Consider the following 13,072-nt stretch of genomic DNA (forward strand, 5'->3'; position numbering starts at 1 on the left):
AATAAAATGAAAGCTGCAAGATTATATGGAAAACAAGATTTAAGACTTGAAGAAGTTCCAATGCCTGAAGTTAAACCGGGTGAAGTATTAATTAAAGTTAAAGCTGTTGGTATTTGTGGATCCGACCTTTCAAGATATACTAAATTAGGACCTAAATTCCCTGATAGAGGTCCATTGGTATGGGGACATGAATTCAGTGGTGAAGTTACTGAAGTCGGAGAAGGCGTAACAAGCTATAAAGCAGGCGATCATGTAACAGCATGTCCTGCACTTCCTTGTTTTGAATGTGAATACTGTAAAAAAGGCGAATATGCAAGATGTATGACTCTTGAAGTTATCGGAGCTGTAAGAGACGGTGCTTTTGCTGAGTATATTGCACTTCCTGAAAGAAACTTAGTTCCGCTACCAAAGAATGTTAGTTTTGAACAAGCTGCTTTAATTGAACCAACATGTGTATGTTTCCATGGTTTATATAAACTTAACATGCAACCTGGAGATGATGTAGCAGTTATGGGATGCGGACCTATCGGTTTACTAGCTATTCAGTCTGCAAAAGTATTCGGAGCTAAAAGAATAATTGCCATCGATATCATGGAAGAAAAACTTGAATGGGCTAAAGCCTGCGGAGCAACTGATGTAGTTCTTTCAAAGATAGATGATTACGATTCAGCAAGAAACGGCGTACTTGAAGTAACAAACGGAAGAGGCGTTGATGTTGTTATCGAATCAGGCGGTACACCTGTAACATCAGCTCAAGTATTGGGACTTGGATGTAAAGGTGCAAAAGTATTATACTTAGGTATCCCTTACGGTGATATCACTATTCCAAGAGAATACTTTGAAAAGATCGGAAGAAGCGAACTTACAATATATGGCGCTTGGAATGCTATCCAACAAGGTTTCCCTGGAAAACCATGGACAAGCGTAGTTGCTTTCCTTGAAAAAGGTATGTTAGACTTCTCTCCAATAATCACTCATAGATATCCTTTAGACGATATCGAAGAAGTATTTAAAGCAAACTATGAAAGAAAAACATTATTTGGTAAGATCTTATTCTTCCCAGAAGGAGTAGAAAAATAATGGAAGGTCAATTTAAAACAATTGCGATCGGTTCCGATCATGCTGCAATAGAAGAAAGAAAATTACTTATTAAAGAATTGGAATCTTGGGGAATCAAGGTTATCGACAAAGGCCCTGACAAGCCAGTGCCTCCAGTACAATTTTCTCAAATCGCAGAAGCCGTTGCATTAGATGTTGTTAATGATGAAAAAGGCGAAACAGGCGGTATCTTAATGTGCGGTAACGGCGTTGGTATGTCTGTAGCTGCCAATAAAGTTCCGGGCGCAAGAGCTGCTGTTTGTAATGAATTATTTACAGCTAAATTTGCTAAGAGCGATACTAAATTAAACATCCTTACAATGGGTGCAAGAGTTATTGCTCCAAGATTAATGGCTGAAATTGCCAAAGTTTGGATTGAAACTGAATATTCAAAAGAACCAAGATTTACTGAAAGACTTGGCGTTATGGCTGAAATGGAAGCTAAATACAGAACTAAATAAATAATTAAAATAAATCGAAATCCTTCAGAAATCAGTCTTTTCTTTGGGATTTCGTTTTTGTATTGACCTAAATATTAAATAATTGTATAATAAGACATGGTTAAAATTTAAGAAAGGATTTACTTATATGGACAAAATAGCAGCTTCAATAATGTGCGGTAATGCGCTGGAATACGGTGATGAACTGGATGCACTTAAAGAAGCCGGAGTAGATATGATCCACTTCGACGTAATGGACGGTGAATTTGTAAATAATATCGGTATGGGACTTTATATGCTTGAAGGTATGAAGAAACACAGCGATATGATTTTTGATGTACATTTAATGGTCGTAGAACCTGATGTGTATTATGAAAGAATTGCTGATGCGGGTGCAGAATATATATGTATTCATGCAGAAGCGGTAAAGCATTTGCATAGAAGTATTTTAAGAATAAAAAAAGCGGGTGCAAAAGCAGGTGTTGTTTTAAACCCTTCAACTAATTTAAATGTTTTAAAGGAAGTAATCAAAGAAATTGACTTAGTATGTTTGATGACTGTTAATCCCGGAGGTTCAGGCGAAAAATTTATACAAAATCAATATAAGAAAATTGCTGATTTAAAAGAGATGAAGGAAAAATATAATCCTGATTTACTTATAGAGGTTGACGGTAATATCGGACCGGAGACTATCCCCGGATGTGCTAAAGCCGGTGCAGACGTATATGTTTGCGGAACGAGTGCGATTTTTAAAGGTGACAGGAACCTATATAAACCTTTAACAAAAGAAATGAAAGATATTATACATAAAGCAGTAGGGGAGGACAAATAAGATGAATGATTTAAAAGTATCAGCTTCGATTATGTGCGGGAACCCTATGAAATTCGGCTGGGAGTTAGATAAGCTTGAAAAAGCAGGAGCCGATTTAATCCATTTTGATATGATGGACGGGCATTATGTGGAAAATATTGCAATGGGTATCTATATGCTTGAGCAGATGAAAAAAAGAACTTCAATACCTTTCGATGTTCATTTGGCTATGTTCAATCCCGAAAAACACATTGAAAAAATTGCAAGCATATTAGATGAAAATGATTGTATTCATGTTCATCCTGAAAGTACCATTCATATCCATAGAGTTTTAAGAGATATAAAGAGAATGGGCGTTAAAGCAGGTGTTGCTATAAACCCTGCAACCAACGAAGACTGTTTGGAATATCTCATTGATGATATAGATATGGTTTTAGCTATGACTGTTTCCCCGGGATTTGCCGGTCAAAAGTTTATTAAACAAACTCTAGGCAAGATAGAAAATATCAGAAAAATGGCTGATGAAAGAAATCCAAAGTTAATGATAGCCGTAGACGGTAATATCAATGCAGAAACTATTCCGGGATGTGTAAAAGCCGGAGCAGATGTATTAGTGGCAGGAACATCATCAATCTTTAAAGGTGATGATGCTGATTATAAAGAGCTTATTCAAAAAATGAAAGACTCTGTAAAATAAATGAAAGAGGTAAACTTAAATGAGTGAAATGATGAGAGGCTTATGCCTAAATGAAGACAGACAACTTGAACTTAGAGAATTCCCAATTCCGGAACCTCAAAGAGGATATGTTAGAGTTAAAGTAAAAAGAGGCGGTATTTGTGCCACAGATTTAGCATATTGGAAATTTGGTTCAGATAGATTGGGTGAACTACCTGTAATCATCGGACATGAAGGCTGTGGTGTAGTAGATAAATTAGGTGAGGATGCTGAAGGCGTAAAAGTTGGCGACAGAGTAGTTGTAATGACTACATATAAAGTTTGCGGTAAATGTAAAAACTGTGCAGTAGGTAATACAAATGTATGTATTGAAAGACTTGGTATCGGTTCTAAAAAGAATGGATGTTTTGCTGAATACGTAGAAGTACCTGCAACAAGCTGTATCAAAATGCCTGATAACATGAGCTTTGAAGAAGGCGCGTTGATCGAAGTATTAGCTTGCGGTATCCATGCTGTTAGAGAAACAACTACTACTCACGCTGACGAAATTGTTGTTGTTTCAGGTCCTGGACCAATTGGTACACTTGCTGCTTTAGCTGCAAAAGCAAATAATTCTACAGTTATATTAACAGGTATCAATCAAGATAAACATAGACTGGAAGTAGCTAAGACATTAGGTATTGATTACTGTGTAAATCAACAGGAAGAAGATTTGAAAGCATTGGTTATGAAGTTGACAGACGGTTATGGTGCTGATGTTTGTGTTGAAGCTGCAGGTGCATATCCATCACTAAATACATGTCTTGATATTGTAAAGAAAACCGGTACAATCTCTCAAATGGGTGTATTCCATGGTCCATCTCCTGATTACTTAGATTTAGGTAGAATTCAAGAAAAAGAAATCAGAATTCAAGGTACACTTTCTCAAAAACCAACTGCTTGGAGAAGAGCTGTTGATTTAGTTGCTGCTGGCAAAATCAATATTAAACCATTAGTATCTGATGTTATGAAACTTGAAGACTGGGAAGAAGCTTTCAATAAAGCTGCTAACGTAACAGGATTTAAAGTACTATTTGATCCTGAAATGAAATAGTTTATATTAAACTAAATATTTTATTCAAGATAAGGTGGTTTTTTTAACCACCTTATTTTTAAAAATATAAGAAAATAATAGAGAAAAGCCTAAGCAAATATATCATGTTACATATGTAATGGTAAAAATAAAAAAATTACATAAGTAATTGACAACTTAAATATTATGTTATATAATACGTGGTAGATAAAATTTTGTTATTTAGGAGAGTGAAATAAACATGGCTAAAAAAAATGTAGTTATTACAGGCGGAGCCAAAGGTATTGGTAAAGCTATTTGTGAAAAATTTGCTAAAGAAGGATATGACATTATAATCGTAGATTTTGATGAAGCTGGTATGCTTGAAACTAAAAAGGAATTAGAAGCAAACGGAACAGTTGCTCATGCAGTTAAATGTGATATAGCTAATCTTGATAATGTTAAAGAAGTTGCTAAATTAGTTGAAAAAGAATATGGTTATTTAACTACTTTAGTTAACAACGCTGCTATTGCACCGGGCGGAGATCCAAAAGAAATCAGCTTAGATCCTGCTGTTTTTGCAAGAACTATGAATATCAACGTAAACGGACCTTACAATATGATAATTTCTTTAATCGATTTATTACTCAAAGCTAAAGATAAAGATCAAGTTCCATCAGTAGTTAATGTTGCTTCAACAGCTGCATTCTCAGGCGGCGGCGGAAGTGTAGCTTACGCAGCAAGTAAAGGTGCTGTAGTTTCTATGACAAGAAGTATAGCTAGATTCTTTGGCGATACAGGACTAAGAATCAATGCTGTAGCTCCTACTTTAATCATGACACCACTTATGGCCGAAAGATTTAAAGACGATCCTCAGGGACTTGAAGACAGAAAGAAGACTGTTCCATTAGGAAGATTTATGGATGTTACAGAAGTTGCTGATATTGTTTATTTCTTGAATACACCATCATTTATTCACGGCGAAGTTGTTATTGCTGACGGCGGTAGGAGTTTAAGCGTTTAGTATGAGTGAAGAAAATAAAACATTGACTGAAGAGAAAGTTGATGTTACTGAAGAAGATAATCTTCTCAGTGAAGACACAATAGAGACAGTAGAAGAAGAAAAGGAATTCCATCTTGACCCTACAAGCGGGGAAGATAGAAGAAAAATACTTGCAAGTTATAAAAAAAGTCTAAGAAAAAGAGCGTTTGCTCCTTTGATAGGAGGAAATGTAGGAATTAATCCTATTGATTTGATGCGAGAGGAAGAAGCTCAGAAAGCTAATAACGAAACTCTTGATATTTATGACTTGACAGAAAAAAGGATATCTGAAATGGAAAAGAAAGTTTCTCAGGCTACCTTTATGGCAAGACTTGCGTTTGGTGTTGCTGTTTTCTCTCTTTTGATGCTGTTATTCTTATTGAGTGTTACTAAAATAATCTAAAAGAAGCTTAATTATAAGCTTCTTTTTTTATTTATTAAAATTTAATTAGAACTTTACTTTAACTTTAGTAATAAATTACAATAGACGTAATATATATTTACTATAGCTTTAATTAAGCAATTTAAGCCTATATAAAGGTTGACAAATTTTAGTTAAAGTATTATACTTAATTAGTAACAAAGTTTCATTTGTGTGTAAATGTAACAGTTACGAAATTTAAATTAATGAGATTTTAATAATCCATTGTGATAATTGACAATTTCATACTTAAAAACGGTTAGAATATTTTTTGCATGCTTACAACTTCAACCGGGGGTGATTAGAGATGAAAACAATCTTAGTAGCCTGTGGAACAGCTATCGCTACATCTACAGTAGTTGCTAAAAAAGTTGAGAGACTTTGCGAACAAAACAATATTGAAGTAAAGACTGTTCAGTGTAAAGCTGCAGACGCTGCTTCAAGAGCAAATGAAATATTACCAGATTTGGTAATTGGTACATGCGATTTACCTGGCAACTTCCCTTGCGAGACACTCAATGGAAGAGCATTTTTAACAGGTATAAAGCTTAAAGAATGTATCGATGAATTATTAGAAGTATTAAAAAATTAACTTCATTAGGTATTATACGAATTTTAAAAGTAAGCAAAAAAAATATTTAACATAGAAAACAAACAATTTTAATTTTAAAGGAGAAAAACAATGCAAGCTGTAACAAGTGTATTTAGTTATATTATAGACATGGGCGCATCAGTTATGATGCCAATCATCTTCACAATCTTAGGCCTAGTTATGGGTTCTAAATTCGGTGAAGCTTTAAGAGCTGGTATGACTTTCGGTGTTGGTTTCATTGGTCTTAATGCTGTTATCAGTATTATGTCAACAACAATCACACCAGTTGCACAAGCACTAGTTGATAACCTTGGTTTCAAACTTACATCTATTGATATAGGTTGGGCTGCCGGTTCTGCTATCGCTTGGTCAACAGAAGCCGTACCTTTCGTATTCCTTGCAGTAATCATTACAAATATTATAATGATCGCTTTAGGATGGACAAAAACAATGGACGTTGATATCTGGAATTACTGGCACGTATTATTCTCAGCATCAGCTATCCTACTTGTATGTAAAGGAACAGCTTTAGCATGGGTATTCGCTATAGGTCAAGCAGTAGTAATGATGGGTATAATCTTCGTTATCGCTGACTGGACACAAGCTGACTGTGTTGAAGTATTCGGTCTAGAAGGTATCTCTCTTCCACATATCCAATCAATGTGTAACTGTATCGTAACATATCCATTGGATAAAGTTATCGGAATGATTCCTGGACTAAAAGACATTCACTGGACAAGTGAAGGTATCGTTGAAAAACTTGGTTTACTAGGTGAACCAATTATGATGGGATTCATCATCGGTGGATTCTTATCAGCTTTATCTCAATTCACAGCTCCAGAAGTAAATGTAGGAACTGCAATCCAACAAATTCTAATCGTTGGTATGAATATCGCTGCTGTATTAGTATTGATCCCAAGAATGATTTCATTACTTATGGAAGGCTTAATGCCAATCTCTGAACAAACTCAAGTATTCCTTGAAAAGAGATTCCCAGGTAGAGAATTATACATTGGTCTTGATGCTGCCGTAGCTACAGGTCATCCATTTGTTATTTCATTAGGTCTATTAGCTATTCCTATTATCTTAGTATTAGCTATCGTACTTCCTTGGAATACAGTATTACCATTAGCTGACTTAGCTGCACTTCCATTCTACGTAATCTGTGCTGTATTACCTAACAAAGGTAACTTATTTAGAGGTTTAATTGAAACAATTATTATGTGTATCATTTACTTAACATTCTCTACATATGCAGCTACAGTTATGACAAGCTTAGCAGGCGCTGCTAACTTACAAGTTCCTGAAGGTGCTGCTCAAATCACAAGCATCGCTCTTGGTGCTCAATGGATTACATGGTTCCCATTCATGTTAGCTAAAATGGTTTGTCTATAAAATATAATTTTATAGTATTACATTTATAACATTAAGAACTTAAAGTAAATTTTATTAAAATCTGATCACACCCAAGAACCCTTACAATCGTAAGGGTTCTTTTTTTATATCTTAAAGATTTTTATATGATATGAAAACATTTGCAAGATAATACGTTATATGTTAAAATATTTTTAACACAATAAATCAATGCCGGTAAATAGTTTTTAATGTGATTAGATTGGAGGTTATTAGATATCTATTTAGAGTATTTCACAAATTTAGCGGCTTCATTAGGTATTATGAGTTTACCGGTATTGAATGTGATCGAATTTTATATTAAAGGAGAAAAACAATGCAAGTCGTAACAAATATATTTAGTTATATAATCGATATGGGTGCTTCGGTTATGATGCCAATCATATTTACAATTTTGGGGCTGGTTATGGGCGCAAAATTTGGCGAGGCTTTAAGAGCAGGTATGACGTTTGGTGTAGGGTTTATTGGGCTAAATGCTGTAATCAACATTATGTCAACGACAATAACTCCGGTTGCCCAAGCACTGGTTAATAATTTGGGATTTAAATTAACTGCGATAGATGTAGGCTGGCCTGCCGGTTCTGCTATTGCATGGTCAACAGAAGCCGTACCATTTGTATTTTTAGCTGTTATAATTACAAATATTATAATGATTGCTCTTGGATGGACAAAAACAATGGACGTTGATATCTGGAATTACTGGCACGTATTATTCTCAGCATCAGCTATCCTACTTGTATGTAAAGGAACAGCTTTAGCATGGGTATTTGCTATAGGGCAAGCGGTATTGATGATGGCAATTATATTTATAGTAGCCGATTGGACACAAGCTGACTGTGTTGAAGTATTCGGTCTAGAAGGCATCTCTCTTCCTCATATCCAATCAATGTGTAACTGTATTATCACTTATCCGTTAGATAAACTCTTAGGAATGATCCCGGGTATAAAAGACATTCATTGGACAAGTGAAGGTATCGTTGAAAAATTGGGTCTCTTGGGAGAACCTATAATGATGGGATTTATCATCGGTGGATTCTTATCAGCTTTATCTCAATTCACGGCTCCTGAAGTAAATGTAGGTACCGCAATACAGCAAATTTTGATCGTTGGTATGAATATTGCTGCTGTACTCGTTCTTATACCTAGAATGGTTGCTCTTCTTATGGAAGGTTTAATGCCTATTTCCGAAATGACACAGGCATTCCTAGAAAAAAGGTTCCCTGGAAGAGAATTGTACATAGGTCTTGATGCTGCCGTAGCTACAGGTCATCCATTTGTTATTTCATTAGGTCTACTCGCTATTCCTATTATCTTAGTTGAAGCTGTTTTGTTACCATGGAATACAGCTTTACCATTAGCTGACTTAGCAGCACTTCCATTCTTCGTAATCTGTGCTGTATTACCTAACAAAGGTAACTTATTTAGAGGATTGATTGAAGTAATAATTATGTGTGTAGTATATTTGACTTTTGCTACATATGCTGCAGAAGTTATGACAGGTTTGGCTAGTTCAGCAAACTTAACAATTCCTGAAGGAGCTGCTCAGCTAACTTGTATGGCAATGGGTGCACAGTGGATTACATGGTTCCCATTCATGTTAGCTAAAATGGTTTGTCTATAAATGATTATTTTATAGCAGTATTACATTAAAAGTTTATAGTTAATTTTATTAAAATCTAATCACAATAGCTCCCTTTTTAAGGGAGCTTATTTTTGTTATAGATAATATAGGTGCACTTATGGATAATTAAAATATTGCAATTTATAATCGTTTATGGTATATTATTTAAGTATTAAATATGCGCCCTTAGCTCAGCTGGATAGAGCGTTTGACTACGGATCAAAAGGCCGGGGGTTCGAATCTTCCAGGGCGCGCCATTTTGTAAAATCAACACCTTTATGGGTGTTTTTATTTTTCTAAATGATATTAAAAAATAAGTCATAATTTGACAAAATACCAATAGTAGTATAATATAAGTAAATAGAAACTATATGTAGTAATATATATTTTGGAGAAAAGATGAAGAAAAAAATTATTTCAATTGTTTTAACAATGATTTGTTTAATGACTTTTTTATATTCGCCTATAACGGTAAGTGCTAAGAAGTCTACACAGCAAAAACTTAATGAAACACAAAAAGAAATTAAAAATAAAAATTCTGATTTAGAAAGTACTTCAAATGAAGCCGATAAGCTTTCGAAAGAAATCGAAAGTTTTGACAATAAGATTTCTAAATTAAATCAGGATATAGAGGATCAAGAAGCTAAGCGAACAAAAGTAGAAAAAACTCTTGCAAAATCAAAAGATGAATTAGAAAAAGCAAAAAAAGAAAAAGAAAAATATAAAAAAGTCTTTGATGAAAGAATGAAAGTAATGTATATGTATGGGGATACAGGGTATTTGGATATCATTTTTTCTTCTGAAGGTATTTCTGATTTATTAAATAATATATCCAATTATAAAGACCTTGTTACTTATGACCAAAATATAATCAGTGAGCTTCAAAAAGCCGAAAATAAAATATCATCAGAAACTGCAAAAATTTCTTCTAATAAAAAAGAACTTGATGGTTTAATTGCAAAACTTAAAACAAATAAAGAAGATTTGGGTGTATTGAAGGCTGCAAAGGACCGTCAGTTAACTGATACAAATGAAGATTTGAGAGGTGTTAAAGAACAGCTTGAAATCTTGCAGAAGGAAGCTGATGAGCTAAACGATAAGTTATACGAAGAAAACATGAAAAAGCAAGGTAATTATTCTAAAGGCGATCCTGGTACTTACGGAAGGGGTAGAAAGGCTGTCCTAAATGTTGCAAGAGCTCAGATAGGTAATTACGGCGGACAGAAGTTTTGGAGCTGGTATGGTTTTAACTATAGAGTAGCATGGTGTGGTTGCTTTGTTTCATGGTGTGCTAATCAAGCCGGTTATTTAAGATCCGGTACGATACCTAAATTCTCATATGTGGATAATGGTGCCAATTGGTTTAAATCCAGAGGAAGATGGCAAGGACGAAATTATACTCCAAGAGGAGGAGATATTATTTTCTTTGACTGGGATGGAAATGGTGTAGGAAATCACGTAGGTATCGTTGAAAGTGTAAGCGGAGGTGTTGTAAATACAATAGAAGGTAATAGCTCTGATTCCTGCAGGAGAAGGTCATATTCCATAGGTTCTTGGAATATAATGGGATATGGTGTTCCCAATTATTAAAAATATTTAATTATATAAACAAATAAAAAAACTCTGCTAATAGCAGAGTTTTTGTTTTTTAATTAATTATTTTAATTTGCTGATAGCATCAAAAAGCTTTTTCGCTCCCATTTGTGGGTAATTAAGAGCTAGTCCGTCTATTACAGGAATATCTGTATCAGGAACTTTTACGCCTACTTTTACGATTGCTGTAGGATTTTCAGCTGCAATTAATTCTTCGATGTTATCTGTAATTACATTACATTTTACAACTTCAATATCCTTACCACAGTTTTTTTGAATTAATTCTTCAAATTTAACAAATTTAGCATCTTTCATACTTGCTGCTACAATAATCTTCATATTTACTCTCCTTGCGTTTTTATCCTTTAATATTATAATTTATATTTCATTTAATTTCAAGTGTTCTAATGTAAAATTAATATAAGTTGACCTTGGATGAAGACGGATTAAGAGTTTTTAGTCCTCCGTCAATATAAAGTACCTGACCTGTCATGTAATCCGACAAATCAGTTGCTAAAAATTCAATTACTTTTGCACAGTCTTCCGTAGTTCCAAGTCTGCCCATTGGAACCTTTTCTGTAAGTTCTTTGAATTGTTCTTCAAAATGTGCATCCCATTTAACAGTGTGTATATAGCCCGGTGCAACTGCATTTACATTTACTCCGTAAGGTGCAAGTTCAAGTGCAAACATTCTTGTTAGAGCATCTACTCCGGCTTTTCCCGCAGAGTAATGTGCCTGAGTGATAAATAATGGAACAGAGCCTCCTACAGATGAAATATTTATTATTTTACCGCTTTTTTGAGCTTTCATTTGCTTTCCTGCGTATTTGCAGAAAATAAAAGCAGATAAAAGATTTATATGTAGTGCGTGTACAAATTTGTCAGTATCCATTTCGGTTGCAAGTGCAGGACCAGCTCCTCCGGTTCCGCCTACATTGTTTATAAGAATATCTACATGTCCGAATTCTTTTATAACTTCATCTACAACCATTTTACCGAACTCGTCGTCTGTTGCATCGCCTTCAAATGCCATTGACTTTCTTCCGAGCACTTCGATTTCTTCTTTGACTGTAGGTGCCAAAACATCTTCTTCTTTAAATTTAGACGCTTTTATGTCTAAATCCGTAATTACTACATCTGCTCCAAGTTTAGCAAGTCTTAAAGCGTATTCTCTTCCTATTCCTCTTGCTGCTCCTGTTATTAGGGCAACTTTTCCTAAAAGTTTCTCTTCCATTTTTTCTCCTTTATATAGTTATCTTATTGTTCTTCCACCGTCAACGTGGATTTTTTGACCTGTTACATAACTTGACATATCACTGGCAAAGAATAGAACTGCCTGAGCGGTTTCTTTTGGATCTCCGAATCTCCTTAGAGGGATTTCCTTTGTTACTCTTTTTCTTTTTTCTTCGCTGAAGTATTCATTTACCATATTGGTTTCAGTAGGACCCGGAGCTACTATATTACATCTTATTCCGTGTTCACCATGGTTTTGTGCAACGGAACGCATTAATAATTCAATTGCAGCCTTGCTCATCGCATATACGCCGTTCCCGCTGCTTGGCTGAGCAACCGCAGATGAGGAAATACTTACGATGCTTCCTCCTGTTTTTTGCTTTTCCATTTGTTCCAGAACTAAAGTTGTCATATAGTAAGTTCCGTCGACATTGATTGTCATTAGTCTATGATATTCTTCATTTGTAATATCAAGGATTGTGTCTCTGGTAAGTCCCATTCCCGAATTATTAATAAGTATATCTACATGACCAAATTCTTTTACTGTTGTTTGAACCAGATTTTTACAATCATCATAATTTGATATGTCAGCTTTGACCGTTATGGCTTTAGAACCCATTTTTTCAATTTCTTCTTTAACTTCATTGGCTTGTTTCTCACTTGAGCGGTAATTAAGTACGACGCTTGCGTGATTTTTACCAAAAAGTTTTGCAACTTCTTTTCCTATGCCGGTTCCTGCACCGGTTATGATTGCAACTTTTCCTGTTAACATTTTACTCTCCTTTATGACTATTAAAGATTTAAGATTTGATATAAATCTTTACATTTGTAACATACTATTATAAAAGCAATAATATGTAATGACTTTTATATATTCTATCATACTTAATATTAACATGTCAATAAACATAATTACCTTTATAAAATTTTTTAAATGGTAATAACCTTTATATCATAATATTCTAAGATTTATAATGTTTTAAATAAAAAAACATAACTAAGATTAAAAGAAAAAGAGTGGATAATTTCTTATCCACTCTCAGTCTTAACATTTTAATAAAGCACTTTTTTTATTTTTGGT

Annotated in this window: 14 protein-coding genes and 1 tRNA gene; 12 read left to right on the plus strand and 3 right to left on the minus strand. The window is 34.4% G+C overall.

Annotation, left to right across the window (positions count from 1 at the left end; translation table 11 throughout):
* The first annotated feature begins 6 nt into the window (after positions 1 to 6).
* The 12 genes from NSA01_RS00485 to NSA01_RS10065 all read left to right on the plus strand — a co-directional run bounded on the left by NSA01_RS00485 (position 7) and on the right by NSA01_RS10065 (position 10,755).
* Complete coding sequence (locus NSA01_RS00485) at positions 7 to 1,080, plus strand: galactitol-1-phosphate 5-dehydrogenase (protein ID WP_257479575.1); 1,074 nt, start codon at positions 7 to 9, stop codon at positions 1,078 to 1,080.
* Positions 1,080 to 1,559, plus strand: a complete 480-nt coding sequence (locus NSA01_RS00490) for an RpiB/LacA/LacB family sugar-phosphate isomerase (RefSeq protein WP_257479576.1) — start codon at positions 1,080 to 1,082, stop codon at positions 1,557 to 1,559. Before NSA01_RS00485 ends, NSA01_RS00490 begins: the two co-directional genes overlap by 1 nt.
* 127 nt (positions 1,560 to 1,686) lie before the next feature.
* Entirely contained in the window at positions 1,687 to 2,370 is a 684-nt protein-coding gene (gene rpe / locus NSA01_RS00495) for a ribulose-phosphate 3-epimerase (RefSeq protein WP_257479577.1), read from the plus strand.
* A gap of 1 nt (position 2,371) precedes the next feature.
* Positions 2,372 to 3,046: a ribulose-phosphate 3-epimerase gene (gene rpe, locus NSA01_RS00500; protein ID WP_257479578.1), complete on the plus strand. Its 675-nt coding sequence runs from the start codon at positions 2,372 to 2,374 to the stop codon at positions 3,044 to 3,046.
* Between the two features lie 19 nt (positions 3,047 to 3,065).
* Entirely contained in the window at positions 3,066 to 4,118 is a 1,053-nt protein-coding gene (locus tag NSA01_RS00505) for a zinc-dependent alcohol dehydrogenase (protein ID WP_257479579.1), read from the plus strand.
* Between the two features lie 220 nt (positions 4,119 to 4,338).
* On the plus strand, positions 4,339 to 5,100 hold the full coding sequence (locus NSA01_RS00510; RefSeq protein ID WP_257479580.1) for an SDR family NAD(P)-dependent oxidoreductase: 762 nt from the start codon (positions 4,339 to 4,341) through the stop codon (positions 5,098 to 5,100).
* A 1-nt stretch (position 5,101) separates the two neighbouring features.
* Positions 5,102 to 5,521, plus strand: coding sequence for a hypothetical protein (locus NSA01_RS00515; RefSeq protein WP_257479581.1), 420 nt, complete (start codon positions 5,102 to 5,104; stop codon positions 5,519 to 5,521).
* A gap of 325 nt (positions 5,522 to 5,846) precedes the next feature.
* The gene (locus tag NSA01_RS00520) at positions 5,847 to 6,131 is read left to right on the plus strand and encodes a PTS sugar transporter subunit IIB (RefSeq protein ID WP_257479582.1); all 285 of its coding nucleotides are present in this window, start codon (positions 5,847 to 5,849) and stop codon (positions 6,129 to 6,131) included.
* A gap of 90 nt (positions 6,132 to 6,221) precedes the next feature.
* Positions 6,222 to 7,526: a PTS galactitol transporter subunit IIC gene (locus tag NSA01_RS00525; RefSeq protein WP_257479583.1), complete on the plus strand. Its 1,305-nt coding sequence runs from the start codon at positions 6,222 to 6,224 to the stop codon at positions 7,524 to 7,526.
* A 334-nt stretch (positions 7,527 to 7,860) separates the two neighbouring features.
* Positions 7,861 to 9,165, plus strand: coding sequence for a PTS galactitol transporter subunit IIC (locus NSA01_RS00530; RefSeq protein ID WP_257479584.1), 1,305 nt, complete (start codon positions 7,861 to 7,863; stop codon positions 9,163 to 9,165).
* Between the two features lie 180 nt (positions 9,166 to 9,345).
* Positions 9,346 to 9,422, plus strand: a tRNA-Arg gene (locus tag NSA01_RS00535).
* 142 nt (positions 9,423 to 9,564) lie between these two features.
* Complete coding sequence (locus NSA01_RS10065; protein ID WP_373887167.1) at positions 9,565 to 10,755, plus strand: coiled-coil domain-containing protein; 1,191 nt, start codon at positions 9,565 to 9,567, stop codon at positions 10,753 to 10,755.
* A gap of 66 nt (positions 10,756 to 10,821) precedes the next feature.
* On the opposite strand, the gene NSA01_RS00545 is transcribed toward NSA01_RS10065, so the two are convergent.
* From NSA01_RS00545 to NSA01_RS00555, 3 genes are all read right to left on the minus strand, one after another.
* Entirely contained in the window at positions 10,822 to 11,097 is a 276-nt protein-coding gene (locus NSA01_RS00545) for a hypothetical protein (RefSeq protein WP_257479585.1), read from the minus strand.
* 76 nt (positions 11,098 to 11,173) lie between these two features.
* Positions 11,174 to 11,992 (minus strand): SDR family NAD(P)-dependent oxidoreductase, encoded by an 819-nt coding sequence (locus NSA01_RS00550; protein WP_257479586.1) that lies wholly within the window; start codon positions 11,990 to 11,992, stop codon positions 11,174 to 11,176.
* An 18-nt stretch (positions 11,993 to 12,010) separates the two neighbouring features.
* Positions 12,011 to 12,763, minus strand: a complete 753-nt coding sequence (locus tag NSA01_RS00555; RefSeq protein ID WP_257479587.1) for an SDR family NAD(P)-dependent oxidoreductase — start codon at positions 12,761 to 12,763, stop codon at positions 12,011 to 12,013.
* Positions 12,764 to 13,072 lie beyond the last annotated feature (309 nt).

It is taken from the genome of Anaerofustis stercorihominis (assembly GCF_024623185.1).
Taxonomy (GTDB): domain Bacteria; phylum Bacillota; class Clostridia; order Eubacteriales; family Anaerofustaceae; genus Anaerofustis.

What these genes read in the sequence shown, in the direction of transcription:
- NSA01_RS00485 (WP_257479575.1), top strand. Translation starts at nt 7, where the DNA reads ATGAAAGCTGCAAGATTATATGGAAAACAAGATTTAAGACTTGAAGAA.
- NSA01_RS00490 (WP_257479576.1), top strand. Translation starts at nt 1,080, where the DNA reads ATGGAAGGTCAATTTAAAACAATTGCGATCGGTTCCGATCATGCTGCA.
- rpe (WP_257479577.1), top strand. Translation starts at nt 1,687, where the DNA reads ATGGACAAAATAGCAGCTTCAATAATGTGCGGTAATGCGCTGGAATAC.
- rpe (WP_257479578.1), top strand. Translation starts at nt 2,372, where the DNA reads ATGAATGATTTAAAAGTATCAGCTTCGATTATGTGCGGGAACCCTATG.
- NSA01_RS00505 (WP_257479579.1), top strand. Translation starts at nt 3,066, where the DNA reads ATGAGTGAAATGATGAGAGGCTTATGCCTAAATGAAGACAGACAACTT.
- NSA01_RS00510 (WP_257479580.1), top strand. Translation starts at nt 4,339, where the DNA reads ATGGCTAAAAAAAATGTAGTTATTACAGGCGGAGCCAAAGGTATTGGT.
- NSA01_RS00515 (WP_257479581.1), top strand. Translation starts at nt 5,102, where the DNA reads ATGAGTGAAGAAAATAAAACATTGACTGAAGAGAAAGTTGATGTTACT.
- NSA01_RS00520 (WP_257479582.1), top strand. Translation starts at nt 5,847, where the DNA reads ATGAAAACAATCTTAGTAGCCTGTGGAACAGCTATCGCTACATCTACA.
- NSA01_RS00525 (WP_257479583.1), top strand. Translation starts at nt 6,222, where the DNA reads ATGCAAGCTGTAACAAGTGTATTTAGTTATATTATAGACATGGGCGCA.
- NSA01_RS00530 (WP_257479584.1), top strand. Translation starts at nt 7,861, where the DNA reads ATGCAAGTCGTAACAAATATATTTAGTTATATAATCGATATGGGTGCT.
- NSA01_RS10065 (WP_373887167.1), top strand. Translation starts at nt 9,565, where the DNA reads ATGAAGAAAAAAATTATTTCAATTGTTTTAACAATGATTTGTTTAATG.
- NSA01_RS00545 (WP_257479585.1), bottom strand. Translation starts at nt 11,097, where the DNA reads ATGAAGATTATTGTAGCAGCAAGTATGAAAGATGCTAAATTTGTTAAA.
- NSA01_RS00550 (WP_257479586.1), bottom strand. Translation starts at nt 11,992, where the DNA reads ATGGAAGAGAAACTTTTAGGAAAAGTTGCCCTAATAACAGGAGCAGCA.
- NSA01_RS00555 (WP_257479587.1), bottom strand. Translation starts at nt 12,763, where the DNA reads ATGTTAACAGGAAAAGTTGCAATCATAACCGGTGCAGGAACCGGCATA.